A 21233-nucleotide genomic window follows, 5' to 3' on the forward strand; every position below is an offset into this window, starting at 1 on the left:
ATCAATCGCGCCAAGAAGGCGCGCGTTTTTCCAAAAACGAGGCCACGCCTTCCCGCCCCTCGGCGCTCGCACGGATGCGAGCGATGCGTCCGGCCGTATCGTCGATCAGCGCTTCGTCGAGCGCATGACCCGCGATGTCCTGCACGAGCCGCTTCGATTCGCGCACCGCCTGTGGGCCGTTCGCGCAAAGCGTCGCGGCAATTTTCCGCACCGTTGCATCGAGCGTCTCCGTCGTGGCTGCTTCGTGAACGAGGCCCAAGCGAAGCGCCGTCGCGCAATCGAATTGCTCCGCCGTCGTGAAATAGCGCCGCGATGCGCGCTCACCGAGCGCGCGAACGACGTAGGGCGCAATCGTCGCAGCAATGAGACCGAGCCTTGCCTCGGAAAGGCAAAACCGTGCGCTATCGACGGCAACGACGATGTCGCTCGCGGCAATGAGGCCAACGCCGCCTGCATACGCGTCCCCCGATACCCGCGCAATCACCGGCTTCGACGAGCGATAGATGACAGCGAGCATGTCGGCGAGCCGCCTCGCGTCCGCGCGATTCTCCTCATCGGAGAATGTCGCCATCTTCTTCATCCAGTTGAGATCGGCGCCCGCGCAAAAGGCCGCGCCGTTTGCCGCCAGCACGATGGCTCGCACGTCGTCGCGCGCGTCGAGTTGCCTGAATGCGTCCGTCAGTTCCGCAATCATCGCCTCGTTGAAAGCGTTGCGCACGTCGGGGCGGTTGAGCGTTACCGTCGCTACGCGCTCGGAAAGCGCGACTTCCAGCATGGCGTACTGCATCGATTGTCTCCTGCCGAATTCGTCAGCCGTTGACGTCCTGTGGTTCAAATGCCGTCTTCACTGCATCTGCACTGTCCAGGCGCCGTCGGCATCACATTCTGAATACGCCGAAGCGCGTCTCCTCGATCGGCGCATTCATCGCGGCCGATAAACCGAGTCCGAGCACATCGCGCGTGTGCGCCGGATCGATGACCCCATCGTCCCAGAGCCGCGCACTCGCGTAATAAGGGTGTCCCTGGTGCTCGTATTGGTCGCGGATCGGCTTCTTGAACGCTTCCTCCTCCTCGGCGCTCCACGTGCCGCCTTTCGCCTCGATGCCGTCGCGCTTGACGGTCGCGAGCACCGATGCGGCCTGCTCTCCGCCCATCACCGAAATGCGCGCGTTCGGCCACATCCAGAGAAACCGCGGCGAGTATGCACGGCCGCACATGCCGTAATTGCCGGCGCCGAACGAGCCGCCGATGATGACCGTGAACTTCGGCACCTTCGCCGTCGCGACCGCCGTGACCATCTTCGCGCCGTGGCGCGCGATGCCTTCGTTCTCGTACTTGCGGCCCACCATGAAGCCGGTGATGTTCTGCAAAAAGACGAGCGGAATCTTGCGCTGACAGCAGAGCTCGATGAAATGCGCGCCCTTGACGGCCGATTCCGAGAACAGAATGCCGTTGTTCGCGACAATGCCGACGGGATAGCCCCAGATGTGCGCGAAGCCCGTCACGAGCGTGGTGCCGTAGCGCGCCTTGAATTCGTCGAATTCCGAGTCGTCGACGAGACGAGCAATGACTTCGCGGACGTCGAACGGCTTGCGTGTATCGACGGGAATCACGCCGTAAAGGCTTTGCGCGTCGTAACGCGGCGGTTTCGGCTCCCGGACCGCCATGGGCAGTTGCTTGACGCGGTTGAGCTTCGAGACGATGCTGCGCGCGATCGCGAGCGCATGCGCGTCGTTCTGCGCGAGATGGTCGGCGACGCCGGAGAGCCGCGTATGCACATCCCCTCCGCCGAGATCCTCGGCACTGACCTCTTCGCCTGTCGCCGCCTTGACGAGCGGCGGACCGCCAAGAAAAATCGTGCCCTGGTTCTTGACGATGATCGATTCGTCGCTCATCGCGGGCACATAGGCGCCGCCGGCCGTGCACGAGCCCATGACGACGGCAATCTGCGCGATGCCGGCCGCGGACAAGTTCGCCTGGTTATAGAAGATCCGCCCGAAGTGGTCCCGATCGGGGAACACGTCGTCCTGATTGGGCAGATTGGCTCCGCCCGAATCGACGAGATAGACGCACGGCAGCCGGTTCTCCGCGGCGATCTCTTGCGCGCGCACGTGCTTTTTCACCGTCACCGGATAGTAGGTGCCGCCCTTGACCGTCGCGTCGTTGCATACGATCACGCACTCCTGCCCGGCGATACGGCCGATGCCGGTGATGATGCCGGCCCCGGGCGCGGCGTCGTGGTACATGCCGAAGGCCGCCAATTGCGAAAGCTCGAGAAACGGCGTGCCCGGGTCGAGCAGTTGCGCGATGCGATCGCGCGGCAGCAGCTTGCCGCGCGAGACGTGCTTGTCGCGCGCCGCTTGCCCGCCGCCCAACGCGAGATGCGCGACTTTCGTGCGCAGGTCGGCGACGAGCGCCTCGAGCGCGCCCGCATTGGCCCGGAATTCATCCGAGCGCGGATTGAGCTTGCTTTCGATGATCAGCATAAGATCGACTGCTTCCGCTTGCGGCCGTCACAGAAGCCACGGCCGAACGTTCGTTGTACTGAGTAAATCGGTGCGGGACGACGCACCGGCTCACGCCGTTTCCGAGAACAGCTCCCGGCCGATCAGCATGCGGCGGATTTCGCTCGTGCCGGCGCCGATTTCGTAGAGCTTCGCGTCGCGCCACAGGCGGCCGACAGGGAATTCGTTGATATAGCCATTGCCGCCGAGAATCTGAATTGCCTCGCCGGCCATCCAGGTCGCCTTTTCGGCGGTATAGAGAATGACGCCCGCGCAGTCCTTGCGCACCTGGCGCACATGCTCCCTGCCGAGCGTATCGAGCTGGCGGCCCACCGCATAGAGATAGGCGCGGCAAGCCTGCAGCGTCGTGTACATGTCCGCCACCTTGCCCTGGATAAGCTGAAATTCGCCGATCGACTGGCCGAACTGCTTGCGATCGTGGATATACGGAACGACGGCGTCCATGCAAGCGAGCATGATGCCTGTCGGGCCGCCCGCGAGCACGGCGCGCTCGTAATCGAGCCCGCTCATCAACACGTTCACTCCGCCGTTCAGCTTGCCGAGGATATTTTCTTCCGGCACTTCGACATCCTCGAAGACGAGCTCGCCCGTATGCGAGCCGCGCATGCCGAGCTTGTCGAGCTTTTGCGCGACGGAAAAGCCCTTCATCCCCTTTTCGACGATGAATGCCGTCATGCCGCGCGGGCCGGCCTCGGGGTCGGTCTTCGCATAGACGACGAGCGTGTCGCAATCGGGCCCGTTCGTGATCCACATCTTCGTGCCGTTCAGCACGTAACGGTCGCCGCGCTTGTCGGCGCGCAGCCTCATGCTGACGACGTCCGAGCCGGCGTTGGGCTCGCTCATCGCCAAGGCGCCGACGTGCTCGCCGGAGACGAGCTTCGGAAGATATTTGCGCTTCTGCGCCTCGGTGCCGTTGCGATGAATCTGGTTGACGCAGAGATTCGAATGCGCGCCGTACGAGAGACCGACGGAAGCCGACGCGCGCGAAATCTCCTCCATCGCGACCATATGTGCCGTGTAACCCATGTCCGCGCCGCCGTACTCCTCGGCGACGGTCATGCCGAGCACGCCGAGCTCGCCGAACTTGCGCCAGAGGTCCATCGGAAACTGATCGGTGCGGTCGATTTCGGCCGCACGCGGCGCGATCTCCTTCGACGCAAAGTTGGCCAGCGTATCGCGCAGCATGTCGATATCTTCGCCGAGCGCAAACTGCAGTCCGGGCACGTTGCTCATGAATGTCTCCACGTCCTCGAATTCGGAAGGCGGCCCGCCGCCGCGCCTCGGTCAGGCGCGCGACGCCGCATTGTTCGGTCACCGCGCATTTCACGCCACATTTACGTATGCGTCAATAGGTTTTTTTGAGTATCGCTCAACTTTTGTCTCGCGCACAATTCCCGCCGCACGGTGCTAATATCGGTAGTGATACCCGACATCCAGGCAGAACTTGAACGTCACTCAGGAAATGGACGAACTCAAGGCGGAAGCGAACGGAACGCGTCGCCATCCCGCGGGCCCGAAGTCCCAGCAGCGCGTGAGGGACATCCTTCAGGCCGGCCGCGACGTGTTCGCCGAAAAAGGCTACGAACGCGCCACCACGGCCGAAATCGCGCAGCGCGTCGGCGTCTCGGAAGCCACCGTCTTCAGCTACTTTCGCGGCAAGCGCGAGCTATGCGCGCGCGTCATCAGCGAGTGGTACGACGAAATCATCGCCGCGATCGAAGACGGCCTGCCGCGCGACGGCAGCGTTCGCCAACAGTTCGCTTTCATCGTTCGGATGCATTTGCGATTGATGCTCATCCACGGCACGGGGCTTTGCTCGCTCGTGCTATCGGAGGGCCGCACGAAGCAGCACGCGCTCGGCGACGAACTGACGGCCCTGCAGCGGCGCTACACGGCACCGCTGATGCGTGTTCTCGCGCACGGCCAGCAGACGGGGCAAGTCCGTACCGACGTGCCGCTGCGGCTGATGCGCTCGATGGTATTCGGGCCGATGGAGCACGTGCTCTGGGAAGCGACGCTCGCGCATCGCAGCACCGATATCGAGGTCACGGCGGAGCGGCTCGTCGAGTTGCTTTGGGCGGCGTTGCAACCGCCGGCGCCTGACGTCGCGGCGCTGGCACGGTTGAGGGACGACATGAGCGAGGCGATGCGGCGCTATGAGGCCGCGGCGCAAGCGAAGAAAAGTGCTATACCAATCTGAGCAACTGCCCAGAACAGGCCTTCAGGCCGGGGGCCCGGCTCGCCGCCCTGAAGGGCGCGGTTTAAAACCGAGGCTAGTTTGACCATGACGACCCGACTGACACCCGCGCTCGCGTCGAAGTTCGCCGCGCTCGCCCTTTCGCATCTGACGCGCGAGTATCCGAACAAGCTGACCCATGCGCTCGCAGGCCCCGGGGACGTGCGTTCTCCGCGAGAACTGCACCCGATCTTCTACGGCAGCTACGACTGGCATTCATGTGTCCACGGCTACTGGCTCGTGCTGCGCCTTCTCGAGCGTTATCCCGAGCTGCCCGAAGCGGCGCGGATCGTAGCGGTCGTCGACGAGCATCTCACGGACTCGAACGTCGAAGGCGAGCTCGCGTATCTGAACCTGCCCCACAACCGCAATTTCGAACGTCCGTACGGTTGGGCATGGTTCCTTGCGCTCGCTGATCAGCTTCACGCGATGGCGGCCGCCGATGTGGCAAATGCAGCGCGCTGGGAGCAGGCAATCGCGCCGTTGACCGAGCTCTTCGTCGAGCGGTTCGAGGAATTCCTGCCCAAGGCGACCTACCCGTTGCGCGTCGGCACGCATTTCAACACGGCGTTCGCGCTGTCGCTCGCGCTCGAATTCGCGCGCGCGACAGCGCGCACCGGCCTCGCCGATCTGATTGCCGCCACCGCTCGCCGCTGGTATCTCGACGATCAGGACTGCCAAGCATGGGAACCGTCGGGCGACGAGTTCCTGTCGCCGTCGCTGATGGAAGCGGAGCTGATGCGGCGCGTGCTTTCGGCGGCCGAGTTCGCCGCCTGGCTCGACCGATTTCTTCCGCGGATTGCGCGGCGAGAACCCGCGACGCTGTTCGTCCCCGCGACGGTCACCGATCGCACCGACGGCAAAATCGCTCATCTCGACGGCCTCAACTTGAGCCGGGCCTGGTGCCAGCGTTCGCTTGCGCGAGCGCTGCCCGCGCACGACGCGCGCCACGCGCCGCTCGCCGATTCAGCCGAGCTGCACCTGCGGACGGCGCTTGCGCACGTGGCCGGCGACTACATGGGCGAGCACTGGCTCGCGACTTTTGCTCTACTCGCGCTCGAGGCGTAGAGTGTGTATCGCCCGCGGGCTGGCGGAACGCCGATCATGCCCGCTTTTAAGCGATTTTTAAGCTGGCGTTCGTACTGTTGATTTGCACTCAATGCGCTGCCGGCCGAGAGGACGTAACATCCGGCGGCAGGCGCGTTGGTCTCCCATCTGGGTTTCTTTCATTCGACGGAGAGACTGCAATGAAACGACTTGCGTTATCGGCAATGGCGGCACTCTTTGCCGCCGGCATCTGGCAATCCGCGACGGCGGCCACGACCGCGCTCCCACCGGCCCGCCACCAGGGCGACATCACTTACTTGTCCGGCGGTGTAGGCAGCGACCAGGCGGCAGCGATCAAGCAGGCGATGCACGACTACCCGCTCGCGCTCGAATTCGTCGGCAAGACGAAGAGCAATGGCAACGAGTATCTGGCCGACGTCCCAGTCAAGGTAATCGGCACGCACGGCGAGACGATGTTGAGCACCGACGCGCAAGGACCTTTCATGCTGCTTTCGCTACCGAAGGGCCGCTATGTTGTAACAGCCAGCCACGACGGCAAGACCGAGCGCCGGACCGTCGATATCGGCAGCGGTACGCACGCTCATGAAATGTTCCTCTGGACGATGTAAAGGAACAAAGAACCGGGCGCCCACATGGTTGCGCCCCGTCATCACGATCGCGCTGGTGCTGCCCGTTACGGTGGCCGTGCTGGTGATAACGCTCGGCATTTTCGGCCTGCTCGTTCGGTTGTTGTGAACGCGGGAAGGCACCGGCGCTTCAGGACAGTGAGGTGCTGCTATGACTCATACCTTGATCGGCGTCATGACCGTCGCTTGCGTCGCGTGCGCGCTTCCGCTCGCGGCTCAGGCGGCGGACGACGGATCGCTCGCGATGCCCGATCCACTTGCCGCCTCGTCGCAGTCCGGGCACGACGGCTATTCGATGTTGCGGGTGAAATCGGGCCTCATCGCGCGTGACGGCGGCTCGAAGATCTCACCCGCTCTCTTCGGGCCGAACGCCATACCGAATTGGAAAGCGAAAGACCTCTTGAACGATTTCTCGACGCCGCGCCTCGAGGGCGAACGCTTTCGGTTCCGCTGAATCGAACGGTGGATGGTGAAGACTGCTTGATATCGGAGCGGACTGACTCCGAAAGGAAGGGAAGCGTGGACAACGCAACCAACATACCGGGGCCCGCTCCGGAATCGCTGCCAAAGCCGATGGACCGGGAGCGCCGAACGTGGCTGATCGCCACTTCGACGATCGGCGGGCTCGGCGCCATAGCAACGGTCGTGCCTTTCATCGATTCGCTCAATCCGCCCGCAAGCGCAAGAGCGGCCGGCGCGCCCGTGCGCGCGGACGTGTCGAAGCTCGACCCCGGCACGATGATGACGGTCGCCTGGCGAGGCAAGCCCGTGTTCCTCGTCAATCGCACGCCGCAAATGCTGAAGGAGGTCGACAAAGCGACGCCGATGGTCGCGGACCCCGACACGAAACATCCGTTCTCGATGCCGCTACCGAAGTATTGCCAGAACGCCTATCGCTCGCGAAAGGAGAACCCGGGCCTGCTCGTGGTGGTCGCCGTCTGCACGCATCTGGGCTGCACGCCGACGCAGCGTTTCCAACCGGGGCCTCAGCCGAATCTGCCGAGCGACTGGCCCGGCGGCTTTCTTTGCCCGTGTCACGGCTCGACCTACGATCTCGCGGGCCGCGTATTCAAGGACAAGCCCGCGCCGCAAAATCTCGACGTGCCTCCGTTCATGTTCGAGTCCTCGCCCACGCAACTCGTGATCGGCGCGGACGAAAACGGGGAAGCGACCTGAACCTGAGCGCGGGCGATCGGCAACGTTTGCGAATCCGGGCAAGCGCTGTGCGCCTTTTTCGGCATCGCCTGGCCGGACCTACAGCGGCGGCACCTCAGCTGGCCCCCTCCTTCAACTGCTTGAGGTGCTTGTAGACCGTGGCACGGCCCATGCCGAGCACTTTGGCGACGTAGTTGGCCGAGCTCTTGCCGCGAAACGCGCCTTCCGCGTACAGCGCCTCGACAAGTTCGCGACGGTGATCGCGCGTGAGCGCATTGAGCGCGACCTGCCGCTCGCGCAACCAGCCATGCAGAAAGGTATTGATGCGCTCTTGCCAGTCGTCGCGAAAGAGCTCGTCGGGCTGGGCCACCACCCCTGCGCCCTTGATGAAGAGGTCCAGCGCGGAGCGCACGTCCTCGAACGCGGCGATGTTGAAATTGATGCACATCATGCCCGCCGGCTGCCCGCGGTCGTCGAACAGAACATTGCTGACGCAGCGCATCTTGCGCCCGTCCCAGTTGAGCTTCTCGTACGGGCCGATCACGCGTTCGCGCGCGGAGTGCTCGATCTCCTCGAGCGCCGAGTCGTCGCCGATCTCGCGCTTCGACAGATTGTTCGCGAGATACAGCACCTTCTGATCGTGCAGATCGTGAATCACGACTTCGGCGTACGGAAAGAACAGTGTCGCGATACCGTCCGCAATGGGCGCGTAGCGCGTGAGCAGCAAGTCCTTCACGAGCGAGACGTTTTTCTTTCGCATGGCATTGAACGCAGATACGAATGGAGCTCCGAGGCAATCGCCACGTCTTCGAGCCCGAGTCCGATGGAACGAAAGAACACGTGCCGATCGTAAGCAGGCTCGCGGCACCGGCCCGCGACGAGCTCGGCGAGATCGCCGACCACCGCGTCAGGCGACCAGCCGTGATGCTGCGCGGCGAGCTTCATTTCGCCCGCGCTTGACGGCGTGGTGCGCCGGTAGTCGCAATAGACGTCCATCCGCGGCAGCCATGCTGGATCGATCTCGTGCGCATTGGGCGCGTTCGTGCTGATCGAAGTAACGAGCGCCGGTTGCGTGAGCACGCCTTCGGGCAACACCGGTGCGCCGGATGATGTGCACAACATGACGACATCGGCACCGCGCGCGCAATCGTCGACGGTCTCGCAGATCGTTGCGCGTGCATCGATCTCGGCGATCGCGGCCTGCCTCGCCGGACTGTCGGCGAGCCCCGGCGAAAACACGCGCACCGAACCCCAGTCGCGCAACGGCAGGACGTGCCGCAAATGCGCGCGCGCCACGGGCCCTGCGCCGATCAGCGCAAGACGGCGCGCGTCGGCGCGCGCGAGATGCTCGACCGCCAGCGCCGTCGTGCCGGCGGTCCGCTCCACCGTGAGCAGCCCGGCGTCACACCACAAGAGCGGCTTGCCGGTTTCCATTGACATTAGAGCCGTCCAGGCGGTCACGATCGGTCGTCCATCCGTGACGATGTACGGCGACAGTTTGGCGCCGAAGACTCCGGCATCGGCCATGGCGCCGAGGTACGTGATGAAATCGCCGGCGTTATCGGGGAAGAGCGTGACCGTCTGTGGCGGTTGCACCGCCCGACCGTCCGCGAGAAAGCCAAACATTCGGGCAAGCGCGCCCTTCACGTCCAGCGAAGCAAGCGCGGCGCGCACGCCTTCTTCGTCGACGATCAGCGGCGGGGTCGTAGTGAGCGAAGTCATCAGGGGTATCTCCAGGGACGTTGTCATGGAAAACCAAGCGCCAGCGGAAGAGGTGCGAGGATGGAGTCCAACGTAGATTTCTAGTCTACTTTGAACTTCACCCAATGCGACGGGAACTTGCAGAAAATCTCCGCGACGACATCACGCGCTCACAATCAGCGCGATGCTCATAGGCCATGAAACCCTTGCTGTATGGGGCGTTTCCTGATACAGCTCAACCGGTGAGAGCGTTTTCGATTTGATTCGTCAGGTCGATACGCCGCCGACGGATCAGTATTAACCCCATATTACGAGATAGACATCTCGTCTATATTCCACCTGCGCAACGAACCCGCCTCACCCGGGCCATTTCCACCTGCACAGGATCGCCACATGAATCTCAAGCTCTCCCTCTGTATTGCCGCTGCCATGACGGCCCTGGCCGGCGCGGCGCATGCCCAGTCGTCGGGCACGCTTCGTTTCGGCATCGAAGCGTCCTACCCTCCGTTCGAAAGCAAGACTCCCGCGGGTCAATTGCAAGGCTTCGACATCGACGTCGGCAATGCCGTCTGCGCAAAGATGAAAGTGAAATGCGTGTGGGTCGAAAACGCCTTCGACGGACTGATTCCAGCGCTGCAGGCCCGCAAGTTCGACGTGATCAACTCGGCCATGAACATCACGGCGAAGCGCAAGCAAAGCATCGACTTCACGCCGCCGATCTATATCGTGCCGATCGTGATGGTGGCCAAGCGCGACTCGGGGCTCCTGCCCGACGTCAAGAGCCTGCACGGCAAGCGCGTGGGCGTGCTGCAGGGATCGTCGCAGGAAGACTTCCTGAAGGCGCACTGGGCAAACGCGGGCGTCGAGGTCGTCTCGTACCAGGATCAGGACCAGGTATGGGCCGATCTGGTGGCGGCGCGGCTCGATGCCGCCGTCCAGGAAGCGCAGACGGCGCAGGACGGCTTCCTCGACAAGCCTGCAGGGCACGGCTTCACCTTCGTCGGCGAGCCGCTCAAGGATACGGCCACACTCGGCGAAGGCACGGGCTTCGGCATGCGCAAGGGCGACAAGGCCCTCGCGGAGAAGGTGGATGCCGCACTCTCCGAGCTGAAGAAGGATGGTACGCTGAGCGCACTTTCGCTCAAATACTTCAAACGCGACATCATCGCGAAGTAACCTGCTTCGCAACTTGTTCGCCCCGCGCCTATGGATTTCGACGTCATCGTTCTCGGAGCCGGCATCGTCGGCGTTTGCTCGGCGCTCCATCTGCAGGATCGCGGACGGCGCGTCGCACTGGTCGACCGTCGCGGTCCCGGCGAGGAAACCAGCTTCGGGAACGCGGGGCTGATCGAGCGCTCGGCGGTCATGCCCTACGCGTTCCCGCGCGAGCTCGGTGCGCTCATGCGCTACGCGTGCAATCGCTCGACCGACTTGTACTGGCAATACAAGGCATTGCCGTCCTATGCCGGCTGGCTCGCGCGGTTCTGGTGGGAATCCGCGCCGGCGCGGCTTGCGGCGGCATCGCGCGACATGCTGCCGCTCGTCGAGCGCTGCGTGAGCGAGCACGATGCATTGATCGCGCGCGCGGGCGTGGGCGATCTCGTCAAGGAAGGCGGATGGATCGAAGGCTATCGCACGCCGGAGGCGTTCGAGCGCGAAGCGGCCACGGCCCGGGTTATCGCGCGCGAGCATGGGCTGCGGCTCGCACCGCTCGACGCGGCCGCGCTGCGCGCGCGGGAACCGGGCATCGGCGACGGCTTTTGCGGCGCGCTGCACTGGCTCGATCCGAAAAGCGTCGTGAATCCCGGGGCATTGACGAAGGGTTACGCGCGGCTTTTCGAAGCCGAAGGCGGCACGCTGCTCAGAGGCGACGCCGCCACCGTGCGCAAGCTGCACGACGCGTGGGCCGTCGAGACGGCGCAAGGTTCGATCAGCGCGAAGGAGGTGGTCGTTGCGCTAGGTCCCTGGTCCGACACAGTCTTCGCACCGCTCGGCTATCGGATCCCGCTGCGGGCGAAGCGCGGCTATCACATGCACTATCGCGCGCAGCGCACGCCGCTATCGGTGCCCGTCGTCGATATCGAAAAGGGCTATGTGGTGGCCCCGATGCAGGCAGGCCTCAGGCTCACCACCGGCGTGGAAATCGCCACGCGCGACACACCGCCCACCGGCGTGCAACTCGAGCGCGCCGAGCGTTTCGCCAAACCGTTGTTTGGCCTCGGCGAGCGGCTCGATCCAGCGCCGTGGCTCGGCATGCGCCCGTGCACGCCCGACATGCGGCCCGTCATCGCGCCGGCGCCGCGTCATCGCGGGATGTGGTTCGCATTCGGGCATGCGCATCATGGGCTCACGCTCGGCCCGGTCACGGGCCGGCTACTCGCTGAAATGATGACGGGCGCTCACACCTTTACCGATGTGCGGCCATACCGCGCGGAGCGATTCGGGTAGCCGCGTCACTGGCACGGTTGAAGCTTCTCGTGCTCCGTCGCATGCGCCGCGGCACGCACGAGTTCGTAGCGCGCGCCTATCCCGTTGCGGGTGGGCGGAAAGCGCTCTCCTTGGACGCTCGTCACCTCGAAATATTCGCCCGACCCGTCGTCGTAGACGACGCGATAAATACCCGACTGCTCCACTCGCTGACCGGGGCGATACATGGGTTTCATGTTTGCCTCTCCTAAGTTCAACGACTCAGGAGACGTAGCAATGCGCGTTCCCCTTGCTCACTGGCGCGCCTCATCGTCTTCCTCGCTGAGCGTCAGGCCTCCCGCCGGCAACGGCAGCGCAGTCCGATAGCGAACCTGCTTCAGCGCGAAGCTCGAGCGAATGTTCGAGACGCCCGGAATCGTCGTCAACTGCTCGAGGATGAAGCGCTCGAGACTGTGCATATTGGGTACCACGACGCGCAGCAGGTAGTCCGCATCGCCCGACATCAAATAGCACTCCATGACTTCGGGCCGCTTGTCGATCGCCTCTTCGAACCGCCGCAGCGCGTCGGTCACCTGTTTCTCGAGGCTCACTTGGATGAACACGTTGATTCGAAGGCCCAACGGTTCCGGATTGAGCAGCGTGACCTGTTCCTTGATCAAGCCAAGCTTCTCCAGTGCCCGCACGCGGTTGAAGCACGGCGTCGTCGAGAGATTGACGGCGCGTGCGAGCTCGGCGTTGGTGATGCGCGCGTTCTGCTGCAACTGGTTGAGAATCGCGACGTCGATTCGGTCCAGTTTGCGAGGTAGACGATCCATAGTGCAAATATTCTGCCGTTGTAGACATTGGCAGTATAGAAGCTACTGTCTAGAGCGCAAAGCTGAAGAAAAACAGACGCACATTTCGGACTCCGCTGGGTAATCTTGAGGGTGAATCGCAGCTTTACTCTCCCTCTTTCCTGAACGAGCCATGACCGATTTATCGAACGGTACTCAATGGATGCGGGCCCTCGCGGATCGGCGCGAGGACAGCGACCCGGCGGAAACGGCCGAATGGCTCGAGGCGCTCGATGCCGTCGTCGAGCACGTGGGCAATGAGCGCGCGCAGTACCTGTTCGAGCGTCTCGCGGAGCATGCCGCGAAACACGGCATCGGCTCGGCACGCGCGCGCGTCACGCCTTACCTCAATACCATTCCCGTCGAGGCGCAACCGCCGTATCCCGGCGATATCGAGATCGAGGAGAGGCTCGCGGCCGCCTTGCGCTGGAACGCGCTCGCGATGGTCGTGGGCGCCAACCAGGCCTACGGCGAGCTCGGCGGCCATATCGCGAGCTATGCATCGGCAGCGGATCTGTTCGAAGTCGGCTTCAACCACTTCTTCCGCGCGGCGAATGGGGAGCACGGCGGCGACCTCGTTTATTTCCAGCCGCATTCGTCTCCCGGCGTTTACGCCCGCGCGTTTCTCGAAGGCTTCCTCGACGAGACGCAGCTCGAGCATTACCGGCGCGAGATCGCCGGGCCCGGCCTCTGCTCCTATCCTCACCCTTGGTTGATGCCGGACTTCTGGCAGTTTCCGACGGGCTCCATGGGCATCGGACCCATCAACGCGATCTATCAAGCGCGCTTCATGCGCTATCTGCACCACCGAGGGCTGCTTCCGACGGAAGGCCGCAAGGTATGGGGCTTTTTCGGCGACGGCGAAATGGACGAGCCCGAATCGATCGGCGCGCTCTCGCTCGCGGCGCGCGAGAAGCTCGACAATCTCGTGTTCGTCATCAACTGCAATCTGCAACGGCTCGACGGGCCCGTGCGCGGCAACGGCCGCATCATCGACGAGCTCGAAGCGCAATTCACCGGTGCGGGCTGGAACGTCATCAAAGTGCTCTGGGGCTCGAGCTGGGACGAACTCTTCGCACGCGACCGGGCGGGCGCCCTGCCGCGCGCATTCGCACAGACAGTCGACGGCCAATTCCAGACGTTCTCGGCCAATGACGGCGCCTATAACCGCGACCGGTTCTTCGGCCAGAACGCGGAGCTCGCGGCGCTTGTCGCGCATCTCGCGAACGACGACATCGACCGCCTGCGCCGCGGCGGTCACGACGTGCGCAAATTGCATGCGGCCTACGCCCGCGCGCTGCAGCACAAAGGCCAGCCCACGGTGATTCTCGCCAAGACGATGAAAGGCTTCGGCATGGGCGCCGCCGGCCAAGGGCGCATGACGACGCATCAGCAAAAGAAGCTCGACCTCGAACACCTGAAGGCGTTTCGCGATCGCTTTCGCCTGCCGTTGTCGGACGAAGCGGTGGAGCGTCTCGAGTTCTACAAACCTGCGCAAGACAGCCCGGAAATGCGATACCTGCACGCGCGCCGGGCTGCCCTGGGAGGCTATCTGCCCAGAAGGCGGAGAGCGGCGACGAAGGCGCCTACCGTGCCCCCGTTGTCGTCCTGGGGGCAATTTGCGCTGCAGACGGAGGGCCGCGAAATGTCGACGACGACGGCCATCGTCCGCATGTTCGGCAACCTGATGAAGGACCCCACGCTCGGCCCGCGCGTGGTGCCCGTCGTGGCCGACGAGGCGCGCACGTTCGGGATGGCGAACCTGTTCCGGCAGGTCGGCATCTATTCGCCGCTCGGTCAGCAATACGAGCCGGAAGACCTCGGCTCGATGCTCTATTACCGCGAAGAGACGGGTGGGCAGATACTCGAGGAAGGCATTTCGGAAGCCGGCGCCATCTCGTCGTGGATCGCCGCGGCGACGTCATACAGCACGCACGATCTGCCGATGCTGCCGTTCTACATCTATTACTCGATGTTCGGCTTTCAACGGATCGGCGATCTCATCTGGGCCGCGGCCGATCAGCGCGCACGCGGCTTTCTCATCGGCGCCACGTCGGGCAAGACGACGCTTGGCGGCGAGGGCCTTCAGCACCAGGACGGCACGAGTCACCTCGTCGCCTCGACGATTCCGAACTGCCGCGCATGGGATCCCGCATTCGCCTACGAGATCGCCGTGATTCTCGATGAGGGGATGCGCGAGATGCTCGAGCGGCAAAACGATACGTTCCATTACCTCACGGTCACGAACGAGAATTATCCTCAGCCATCGATGCCGGTGTCGGAGCCAACGGACGTGGCCGCTGTCGCCGCATTGCGAGAAGGCATCGTGAAGGGAATGTATTCGCTGACGCCGCGGGTCCTGCCGTCTGCGCAGGTTCAGCTGCTCGGCTGCGGTGCGATCCTCGGCGAAGTGATCGCCGCGGCGCGAATGCTCGAGGACGACTGGAACATCGAGGCGGCCATCTGGAGCGTGACGAGTTTCTCCGAACTCCATCGTGACGGAACGGCGGCCGAGCGCAAGGCCCGCTTCGATGTGGATGACGGGTCCGCTCGTTCCCATGTCGAGAGCATGCTGCGCGAATCGCAAGGCCCCGTAGTCGCCGCGACGGATTACGTGCGCGCGGTGCCCGAGCTGATTCGCGCATTCGTGCCCCGCCGCTATGTCACGCTCGGGACGGATGGGTTTGGCCGCAGCGACACACGCCGCGCGTTGCGCGAGTTTTTCGAGGTCGATCGCGCGTCCATCGTCATCGCCGCATTGAAGGCGCTCGCGGACGATGGCGCCATCGAGCGCGGCATCGTCCGCGCCGCGCTCGACAAATACGGAAAGCACCTGCCGGGCGATCCGGCGCCTTGGCAACGCTGATGTCGATCGCGAAGGCCGCCAGTTCCGCACCGGCTGCACGGCTGCACGGGCTGCCTGGCGGCCGTGAAAACCGGTGAAATCCGGCGATGGCCGCGGGCACGGTCGCCACGCGCACGTCCCGATTGTCGGCCGATGCCACGACCTTGCCGCCGACGCGACTGAACACGATCGATACGGTCTTCGCGCCGATTTTCAGGTTGCGCACCTCGAGCCAGTCGATGCCTTCGGGCAGCGCGGGCTGCTCGATCAAGACCTCCTCGCGGGCCGCATCGATCTTGATGCCCAGGCAAGCCTCGAGGATCATGAACGGGGAGCCTGCCGCCCAGGCCTGCGGCAGGCAGGCGACCGGATAGGCCGTCGGCGGTTCGCCGCGCTGGCGCATGAAGCCGCAAAACAGCTCGGGTAATCGCATGTCGAAGTTGACGGCTGCTTCGAAGAGTGCCTGCAACAACGCGACGGCTGCCTCTTTCTCGCCGTAGCGAGCGAGGCCTCGTGCGCAAAGCGCCGTATCGTGCGGCCACACTGATCCGTTGTGGTACGACATCGGATTGAAGCGCGGCTGATTGGCGCCGAGCGTGCGCACGCCCCAGCCCGTGTGAAAGAGCGTCGACTCGAGCTTGCGCGCCACGGCTTCGCCGCGCTCGCGCGACGGCAGTCCGAACGCGAGCAGGTGCCCCGCATTCGAGGCGAGCACGCGGCATAGTTCGCCGTGCCCGTCGAGCGCAATTCCATAAAAGTCGAGATCCGGCATCCAGAACAATTCCTCGACGCGTTCGCGCAACGACTGCGAGCGCGCCGCATAGCCCGCGGCGTCGTCGGCGAGGCCTCGGCGCGCCGCGAAATGCGCCATCGCGTCGAATGCGGCGCTCGCATAAGCCTGCACTTCGACGAGCGCAATCGGCCCATCGGGCATGCGGCCATCGGCATGAAACACCGAATCGTGGCTGTCCTTCCAGCCCTGATTGGCAAGACCCCGCTCTGACGCGCACTGGTAGTCGACGAACCCGTGCGGATTCTTGTCGCAGACGCCCGCCACCCATTGCGCGGCTCGCTCCAACGCGGGCCAAAGCTCCGAAATCAGCGCCTCGTCGCCCGTCCGCGTGAAATAAGCGCCCGCCAGCACGATGAAGAGCGGCGTCGTGTCGACCCCGCCGTAGTAGAGCGCGAACGGCACCTCACCGGTCCCCGCCATCTCGCTCTTGCGCATCTCGTGCATGATCTTGCCCGCCGATGCATCGCGGAAAGCCGAATCCTCGCGCGCCTGATGATCGGCGAGAAAACGCAGCACGCCGCGCGCGAGCCACGGCTGCAGCCACAAGGTCTGCAGCGAAGTCACGACGGCATCGCGGCCGAACGGCGTCGAGAACCATGGGATGCCGGCATAAGGATACGGCCCCGTCGACAGATCGGTCGTCAGCAGGCCGAGATCGGCGAACGAACGCTCGAGCCACGCATTGAAAAGCGGATTGCTCGTGCGTATACGCGCCGTCACGCGGCGGCGCTCGCGCATCGCGAGGTGCGCGCTCGCAAGCGCCGTGCGGACCGCCGCGCGGCCCACGCGCGGGCGCACGGTGTCCACTTGCGTGATATGAGCCGGGTGCGTGCTGTGCGGCGGCTGCGCGACCTGTGCGCCGGGCGCTTCGACGTCCCCCGGGGCAAGCGCGAGCGCGCGCGCCTCGACGGCCACCGACAGGTAGATCGAAATGCACGCCTGCGCGGAGAGCTCGATCGAGTAATCGGCGCGACCCGAGTCCAGGTTGTCCGGCTCGGGAGCAAAGGCGATTCGCACGTCGCGCTGAATCCGGTCGAGTCCCACATAGCGCAGTTGCACGTCGCATTTGCCGACGGTGGGCGGCTCGAGCATGCCGCGCTTCGGCCGGCTCAGACCACGCACCTCGAACATGTCCTTGAAATCGCAAGCGAACGAGATCGATAGCGGTACGACGGCATCGCTCGAGCCGTAGTTCGTCAGCGTGATCGCTTCATACAGGACCGTACCCGACAGCACACGCATGCGCTCGACGTGGATGACCCCTTGCGGCGTTCCTTCGCCGCCGACGGGCGGCAGCGGGTGATTCGTCAGGTGGGCCGTGAACGCGGCGTTATCGTTGCTGACGTTGCCCGAAAGCAGCGACGGCGCGCGGCCGCCGAATGTCAGGCGCAGCTGCGAGAGCGTGCGCGTATCGTTCACGAAGAGCCCGTCGTCATGCCCGACGATGTCGCCGAGCGGATCGTTGACGACGAACGTATCGCCCGACTTCAGCACATATTGACTCGAACGGGCGATGTAGGGATTCTCGGGCGCGATGAAGACCTCGCCGGGTTCGCGATCTTCCGGTTCGTCGGCCCGCGTTCGTGCACCGAGTGTGTCGGTATCCAGCATCGTGTCGCTCCTGGCGTTGGCTTCCCTCGATTGTAGATATCGATCCGAGAAGGAAAAGTAAATCCGCGAAAAAAGGCGATGAGGCCCGCGGCATCGGGCACCGAGACCGCAAGACCGGTGCCCGCATGGGCACCGACGCGGCTCGCCGACGAACTGGGCGCTATTCAGTATCGATCAGCTTTCGCCGTTCGTCGCTCGAACGAATTCATCGATATGTCGATTGAACGCGGTAGGGTGTGCGAGGTTCATTCCATGCGATGCACCGCGGATCGTGTGACGCCGGGCATCGGGAACCCAATCTGCGAGCGCCGCGACGCAGCGGCGAAAGATGTCGGGACTCTTCTCGCCGTCGATCAAGAGGACGGGGCATGCAATCCGTCGCGCATCGTCGTGCTTGTACGCCGGCAACGGATCGGCGAACTGGCGCGGCAACGTGTCGGCATTGTCGATCGCCATCGTCCGGAACGCCGCCGTGCTCTTCGCCCAGGAGCCGACGCGGCTCACCGAATCGACGAAGAGCTCGAGACCCGCGTCCACTTCCCCCGCTTCGATGAGCCCCGCGGCCCGGGCGCGCAGTGCATTGACCGTCTCGGGCAGTACGTGCAGGGTTTGCCCCGGCATTTCGACTGGGCCGCCGGGGTCGGCGAGCGTCAACGTGCGCACGCGTTCGCGGTGCCGTAGCGCGAAGTGATAGGCGACACAGCCCCCGCGCGAATGGCCGATCACATGCGCTGCGCCGTGCCCGAGCTTGTCGATGAATTCGGCGAGCTCGTCCGCGTGGCGGCTCCAGCTGAACGGCACCGTACGCGCAAATCCGGCGATCGGCCAGTAATGGGTCAGGCTCAAAGCGACGCAGCGGTAATGAGCCGACAAGCCGTCGACCTGCGGCTGCCAGTACCGATAATCGCAAAGTGAACCGTGAACGAACACGAGCAGCGGCCCGCTGCCGCGTTCGACGTAAGGCATCCGCAAGCCGCTCGCGAGCTCGATGAAACGCAGGTCGGGGGCACCGCCCGCTTCGCCCGGCAATGGTCGGGGGGAGCTTGGCATGGTTGCTCGACTCAATCTTCGAAACGCAGCTCGACTTCGACTTCGCAGCCGACAGTCAGCAGGCTGTCCGCCCCCGCCACGACGACGGCGTTCTGCCCGAACGTCACGGCGCCGTCAAGGCGACGGTCGGCCCGATAGGCGGCGAGCGTATCCGTCGGCTCGTTCGGCCAGCGAGGGTCCGGAGCGCCCGTCGCCTGATCGATCGTCGGAATGGGGCAGCGCGCGCACGGTTTCACCACTCGCAGCAGGACTTCGCCGCCATCGGCTTCGATCCGCACGGTGTCGACGTAGTCTTCTTCATAGGGCTCGAGCCCCGCAAGCACGAGGTTCGGGCGAAAGCGATTCATCGGAATCGCCTCGACCCCCTTGCTCGCGAGCCGTCCATTGAGGTCGTCGAGCGACGCTTCGCCGATGACGAGCACGGGGTAGCCGTCCGCGAAGCGCATCGGCGCGATCGTTTCGCCGGTCCACTGGCGGTTCGCGATGCGCTCGGCCGCGGGATCGTAGCGGACGAGTCGCAGCGGCACGCCGACGAAATCGGAGAACCACTGCGCGGCTTCGTGGCCCGTATCGAGCGCTGTCACCGTGTCTCGCCAGACGGTCGCCTGCACGCGCCGCGCGCCGTCCAGGGCGGCCGCATCGAGCGGCGTCTGAAGCGCGGCACGGCCGGGCGCACGCACGATCAGCGCGTCGCCGGACAGCTCCGTCGTTACGAGGGCGAGCCGCGGCAATTGCCGCTGCGTGACGAAGCCGCCGTCGCCGTCGACGAGCATCCAGTGCCGGTCATACGCCAGCCCGTGAGAGAAAAGACGCGCCGAGTCGAGCGCGATGCCCGCGCACGACTTGATCGGATAGACGTTGAGCTGGCTGATCGTGGCCATGACGTGAGAGCGGTGGGGTGGGGGCCGGTTCGAAACCGGCGATGGTAACACCGCCGCATGATGGGTGCGTCGCACGGATCCGGCCGATCACCCCGACCGCACCGAGTTGACGGACTCACATCCCGAATTCGCCCGCGACGATCACACGATCATCACAAAGGGCCGAAGGTGGCGATGCCGCACGCGTCGAGCGCCGGCCGCCCGCCGCGTACCGCTCTTAACTGAACGCGGCCGCGTCGACGCACCCCGCCGCCGCCCCGGCGCCGCGCACGGCGCAGGTCAGCGGCTCGTCGGCAATGCGCACCGCGAGACCGGTTTCCTCGGCAATGCGTTTGTCGAGGTTGGCGAGCAACGCGCCGCCGCCCGTGAGGACGATGCCGCTATCGGCAATGTCAGTGACGAGCTCCGGCGGCGCCGACTCGAGCGCGGCCTTGATGGCGTCGATGACGGTCCGAAGCGGCACGGAAAGCGCATCGGCGACGTCATGATTGCTGAGCTCGATCGTGCGCGGCAGGCCGTCGCCCAGGCTGCGCCCGACGGCGCAGATCCGCTCGGCCGGCACATTCGGCGTGGCGGTGCCGATCGTCTTTTTCACATGCTCGGCCGTCTGATCGCCGAGCACCACGCCGTAAAGGGTGCGAACGTGGCTGACGATCGCGGCATCGAACTGGTCGCCGCCGACCCGCACGAGACCCTGGTAAGCAATACCGCCGAGCGAAACGACGCCGACTTCAGTCGTTCCGCCACCGATGTCGACGACCATCGACCCACGCGCTTCGCCGACCGGCAAGCCGGCGCCAATGGCCGCGGCGAGCGATTCGCCGATGAGGTTGACCTTCGCGGCGCCCGCCGCGAGCGCGGCTTCGCGGATCGCGCGCCGCTCGACCTCGGTTGCCGCGCAAGGGACACAGATCGTGAACTCCGCGCGGCGGCCGAACAGCGACCTCAGGCGAGCCATATCGACGAATTCGCGAAACATGCGCTCGGCTGCCGAGAAATCGGCGATGACGCCGTGCCGCATCGGACGAACGGCGCGCAGATTTGCCGGCGAGCGGCCGAGCAGTTGCCTGGCTTCCTCGCCGACGGCGGCGACGCGCGCCGCGCCGGTGTCACCATTTTTCTGAAAGCAGACGACCGAGGGCTGATTGAGCACGATCCCCTTCTCGCGCATGTAGATCAGGGTGTTCGCCGTGCCGAGATCGACGGCGACGCTGCGCGACAACAGGCGGCTCAAGAGTTGATGCGACATCATGGGCTCTCTCATGGACGGCGACAACGATTCGCGGCCGGTGGCAGCGCGTGGGGGAAGGTCGGTCGGCCCGATAACCGATTGACGGCAGGACGTTCGCGGAACTTTAGAGCGGATCGGCAGTTTTTTCGTTGTGCGCTGCACGAACCGGCCAAAGTTGCCTTCCCGGTAGCAAAGCGCTCTCGACAGTCCCCATGCGGCGCATGGCATGGCATCCTTGTCGGGATTCAAAA

General features: G+C 64.6%; 19 protein-coding genes. 8 read left to right on the forward strand and 11 right to left on the reverse strand.

Annotated features, from left to right (window positions below; all coding sequences use genetic code 11):
- Position 1 precedes the first annotated feature (1 nt).
- The 3 genes from B0G57_RS23680 to B0G57_RS23690 form a co-directional block, all read right to left on the reverse strand.
- Positions 2-787 carry an enoyl-CoA hydratase/isomerase family protein gene (locus B0G57_RS23680; protein ID WP_026229911.1) on the reverse strand — a complete coding sequence of 262 codons (786 nt, stop codon included), beginning with the start codon at positions 785-787 and terminating at the stop codon, positions 2-4.
- Positions 788-878: 91 nt separating this feature from the next.
- Positions 879-2486, reverse strand: coding sequence for a carboxyl transferase domain-containing protein (locus tag B0G57_RS23685; RefSeq protein WP_018442003.1), 1608 nt, complete (start codon positions 2484-2486; stop codon positions 879-881).
- A 90-nt stretch (positions 2487-2576) separates the two neighbouring features.
- Positions 2577-3758 (reverse strand): isovaleryl-CoA dehydrogenase, encoded by a 1182-nt coding sequence (locus B0G57_RS23690; protein ID WP_018442004.1) that lies wholly within the window; start codon positions 3756-3758, stop codon positions 2577-2579.
- A 229-nt stretch (positions 3759-3987) separates the two neighbouring features.
- Here B0G57_RS23690 and B0G57_RS23695 point away from each other — a divergent pair, with 229 nt between their 5' ends.
- The 5 genes from B0G57_RS23695 to petA all read left to right on the forward strand — a co-directional run bounded on the left by B0G57_RS23695 (position 3988) and on the right by petA (position 7631).
- Entirely contained in the window at positions 3988-4725 is a 738-nt protein-coding gene (locus B0G57_RS23695; RefSeq protein WP_018442005.1) for a TetR/AcrR family transcriptional regulator, read from the forward strand.
- Between the two features lie 84 nt (positions 4726-4809).
- Positions 4810-5829, forward strand: a complete 1020-nt coding sequence (locus B0G57_RS23700; RefSeq protein WP_018442006.1) for a DUF2891 domain-containing protein — start codon at positions 4810-4812, stop codon at positions 5827-5829.
- Positions 5830-6008: 179 nt separating this feature from the next.
- Complete coding sequence (locus B0G57_RS23705; protein ID WP_018442007.1) at positions 6009-6437, forward strand: peptidase associated/transthyretin-like domain-containing protein; 429 nt, start codon at positions 6009-6011, stop codon at positions 6435-6437.
- Positions 6438-6606: 169 nt separating this feature from the next.
- Positions 6607-6909 carry a hypothetical protein gene (locus B0G57_RS23710; RefSeq protein WP_018442009.1) on the forward strand — a complete coding sequence of 101 codons (303 nt, stop codon included), beginning with the start codon at positions 6607-6609 and terminating at the stop codon, positions 6907-6909.
- Between the two features lie 119 nt (positions 6910-7028).
- Positions 7029-7631, forward strand: coding sequence for a ubiquinol-cytochrome c reductase iron-sulfur subunit (gene petA / locus B0G57_RS23715; RefSeq protein WP_018442010.1), 603 nt, complete (start codon positions 7029-7031; stop codon positions 7629-7631).
- A gap of 94 nt (positions 7632-7725) precedes the next feature.
- Here petA and B0G57_RS23720 read toward each other — a convergent pair whose 3' ends face one another.
- Positions 7726-8370, reverse strand: coding sequence for a helix-turn-helix transcriptional regulator (locus B0G57_RS23720; protein ID WP_018442011.1), 645 nt, complete (start codon positions 8368-8370; stop codon positions 7726-7728).
- Positions 8343-9332: an ornithine cyclodeaminase family protein gene (locus B0G57_RS23725; protein ID WP_018442012.1), complete on the reverse strand. Its 990-nt coding sequence runs from the start codon at positions 9330-9332 to the stop codon at positions 8343-8345. The genes B0G57_RS23720 and B0G57_RS23725 overlap by 28 nt, the downstream gene beginning before the upstream one ends.
- Before the next feature lie 372 nt (positions 9333-9704).
- On the opposite strand from B0G57_RS23725, the gene B0G57_RS23730 reads away from it, so the two are divergent.
- Both B0G57_RS23730 and B0G57_RS23735 read left to right on the forward strand, forming a co-directional pair.
- Positions 9705-10487 carry an ABC transporter substrate-binding protein gene (locus tag B0G57_RS23730; protein WP_018442013.1) on the forward strand — a complete coding sequence of 261 codons (783 nt, stop codon included), beginning with the start codon at positions 9705-9707 and terminating at the stop codon, positions 10485-10487.
- Positions 10488-10517: 30 nt separating this feature from the next.
- Entirely contained in the window at positions 10518-11759 is a 1242-nt protein-coding gene (locus B0G57_RS23735) for an NAD(P)/FAD-dependent oxidoreductase (RefSeq protein WP_018442014.1), read from the forward strand.
- A gap of 5 nt (positions 11760-11764) precedes the next feature.
- On the opposite strand, the gene B0G57_RS23740 is transcribed toward B0G57_RS23735, so the two are convergent.
- Both B0G57_RS23740 and B0G57_RS23745 read right to left on the reverse strand, forming a co-directional pair.
- The gene (locus B0G57_RS23740) at positions 11765-11974 is read right to left on the reverse strand and encodes a hypothetical protein (RefSeq protein ID WP_026229913.1); all 210 of its coding nucleotides are present in this window, start codon (positions 11972-11974) and stop codon (positions 11765-11767) included.
- Between the two features lie 57 nt (positions 11975-12031).
- Positions 12032-12553, reverse strand: coding sequence for an Lrp/AsnC family transcriptional regulator (locus tag B0G57_RS23745; protein WP_018442016.1), 522 nt, complete (start codon positions 12551-12553; stop codon positions 12032-12034).
- Positions 12554-12704: 151 nt separating this feature from the next.
- Here B0G57_RS23745 and mdeB point away from each other — a divergent pair, with 151 nt between their 5' ends.
- The gene (mdeB, locus tag B0G57_RS23750; protein ID WP_026229914.1) at positions 12705-15437 is read left to right on the forward strand and encodes an alpha-ketoglutarate dehydrogenase; all 2733 of its coding nucleotides are present in this window, start codon (positions 12705-12707) and stop codon (positions 15435-15437) included.
- Here mdeB and B0G57_RS23755 read toward each other — a convergent pair.
- The 4 genes from B0G57_RS23755 to mreB form a co-directional block, all read right to left on the reverse strand.
- Positions 15319-17820: an amylo-alpha-1,6-glucosidase gene (locus B0G57_RS23755; protein WP_018442018.1), complete on the reverse strand. Its 2502-nt coding sequence runs from the start codon at positions 17818-17820 to the stop codon at positions 15319-15321. The two genes, mdeB and B0G57_RS23755, sit on opposite strands and share 119 nt — an antisense overlap.
- Positions 17821-17994: 174 nt before the next feature.
- The gene (locus B0G57_RS23760; RefSeq protein WP_026229915.1) at positions 17995-18786 is read right to left on the reverse strand and encodes an alpha/beta fold hydrolase; all 792 of its coding nucleotides are present in this window, start codon (positions 18784-18786) and stop codon (positions 17995-17997) included.
- Between the two features lie 95 nt (positions 18787-18881).
- Positions 18882-19751: an MOSC domain-containing protein gene (locus tag B0G57_RS23765; RefSeq protein WP_018442020.1), complete on the reverse strand. Its 870-nt coding sequence runs from the start codon at positions 19749-19751 to the stop codon at positions 18882-18884.
- Positions 19752-19968: 217 nt separating this feature from the next.
- Positions 19969-21000: a rod shape-determining protein gene (gene mreB / locus B0G57_RS23770; RefSeq protein WP_026229916.1), complete on the reverse strand. Its 1032-nt coding sequence runs from the start codon at positions 20998-21000 to the stop codon at positions 19969-19971.
- Between the last annotated feature and the right edge of the window lie 233 nt (positions 21001-21233).

It is taken from the genome of Trinickia symbiotica, assembly GCF_002934455.1.
Taxonomy (GTDB): Bacteria; Pseudomonadota; Gammaproteobacteria; order Burkholderiales; family Burkholderiaceae; genus Trinickia; species Trinickia symbiotica.

Excerpts from the sequence above, each read along its gene's own strand:
- B0G57_RS23680 (WP_026229911.1), bottom strand. The coding sequence starts at position 787 with ATGCAGTACGCCATGCTGGAAGTCGCGCTTTCCGAGCGCGTAGCGACG.
- B0G57_RS23685 (WP_018442003.1), bottom strand. The coding sequence starts at position 2,486 with ATGCTGATCATCGAAAGCAAGCTCAATCCGCGCTCGGATGAATTCCGG.
- B0G57_RS23690 (WP_018442004.1), bottom strand. The coding sequence starts at position 3,758 with ATGAGCAACGTGCCCGGACTGCAGTTTGCGCTCGGCGAAGATATCGAC.
- B0G57_RS23695 (WP_018442005.1), top strand. The coding sequence starts at position 3,988 with ATGGACGAACTCAAGGCGGAAGCGAACGGAACGCGTCGCCATCCCGCG.
- B0G57_RS23700 (WP_018442006.1), top strand. The coding sequence starts at position 4,810 with ATGACGACCCGACTGACACCCGCGCTCGCGTCGAAGTTCGCCGCGCTC.
- B0G57_RS23705 (WP_018442007.1), top strand. The coding sequence starts at position 6,009 with ATGAAACGACTTGCGTTATCGGCAATGGCGGCACTCTTTGCCGCCGGC.
- B0G57_RS23710 (WP_018442009.1), top strand. The coding sequence starts at position 6,607 with ATGACTCATACCTTGATCGGCGTCATGACCGTCGCTTGCGTCGCGTGC.
- petA (WP_018442010.1), top strand. The coding sequence starts at position 7,029 with ATGGACCGGGAGCGCCGAACGTGGCTGATCGCCACTTCGACGATCGGC.
- B0G57_RS23720 (WP_018442011.1), bottom strand. The coding sequence starts at position 8,370 with ATGCGAAAGAAAAACGTCTCGCTCGTGAAGGACTTGCTGCTCACGCGC.
- B0G57_RS23725 (WP_018442012.1), bottom strand. The coding sequence starts at position 9,332 with ATGACTTCGCTCACTACGACCCCGCCGCTGATCGTCGACGAAGAAGGC.
- B0G57_RS23730 (WP_018442013.1), top strand. The coding sequence starts at position 9,705 with ATGAATCTCAAGCTCTCCCTCTGTATTGCCGCTGCCATGACGGCCCTG.
- B0G57_RS23735 (WP_018442014.1), top strand. The coding sequence starts at position 10,518 with ATGGATTTCGACGTCATCGTTCTCGGAGCCGGCATCGTCGGCGTTTGC.
- B0G57_RS23740 (WP_026229913.1), bottom strand. The coding sequence starts at position 11,974 with ATGAAACCCATGTATCGCCCCGGTCAGCGAGTGGAGCAGTCGGGTATT.
- B0G57_RS23745 (WP_018442016.1), bottom strand. The coding sequence starts at position 12,553 with ATGGATCGTCTACCTCGCAAACTGGACCGAATCGACGTCGCGATTCTC.
- mdeB (WP_026229914.1), top strand. The coding sequence starts at position 12,705 with ATGACCGATTTATCGAACGGTACTCAATGGATGCGGGCCCTCGCGGAT.
- B0G57_RS23755 (WP_018442018.1), bottom strand. The coding sequence starts at position 17,820 with ATGCTGGATACCGACACACTCGGTGCACGAACGCGGGCCGACGAACCG.
- B0G57_RS23760 (WP_026229915.1), bottom strand. The coding sequence starts at position 18,786 with ATGCCTTACGTCGAACGCGGCAGCGGGCCGCTGCTCGTGTTCGTTCAC.
- B0G57_RS23765 (WP_018442020.1), bottom strand. The coding sequence starts at position 19,751 with ATGGCCACGATCAGCCAGCTCAACGTCTATCCGATCAAGTCGTGCGCG.
- mreB (WP_026229916.1), bottom strand. The coding sequence starts at position 21,000 with ATGTCGCATCAACTCTTGAGCCGCCTGTTGTCGCGCAGCGTCGCCGTC.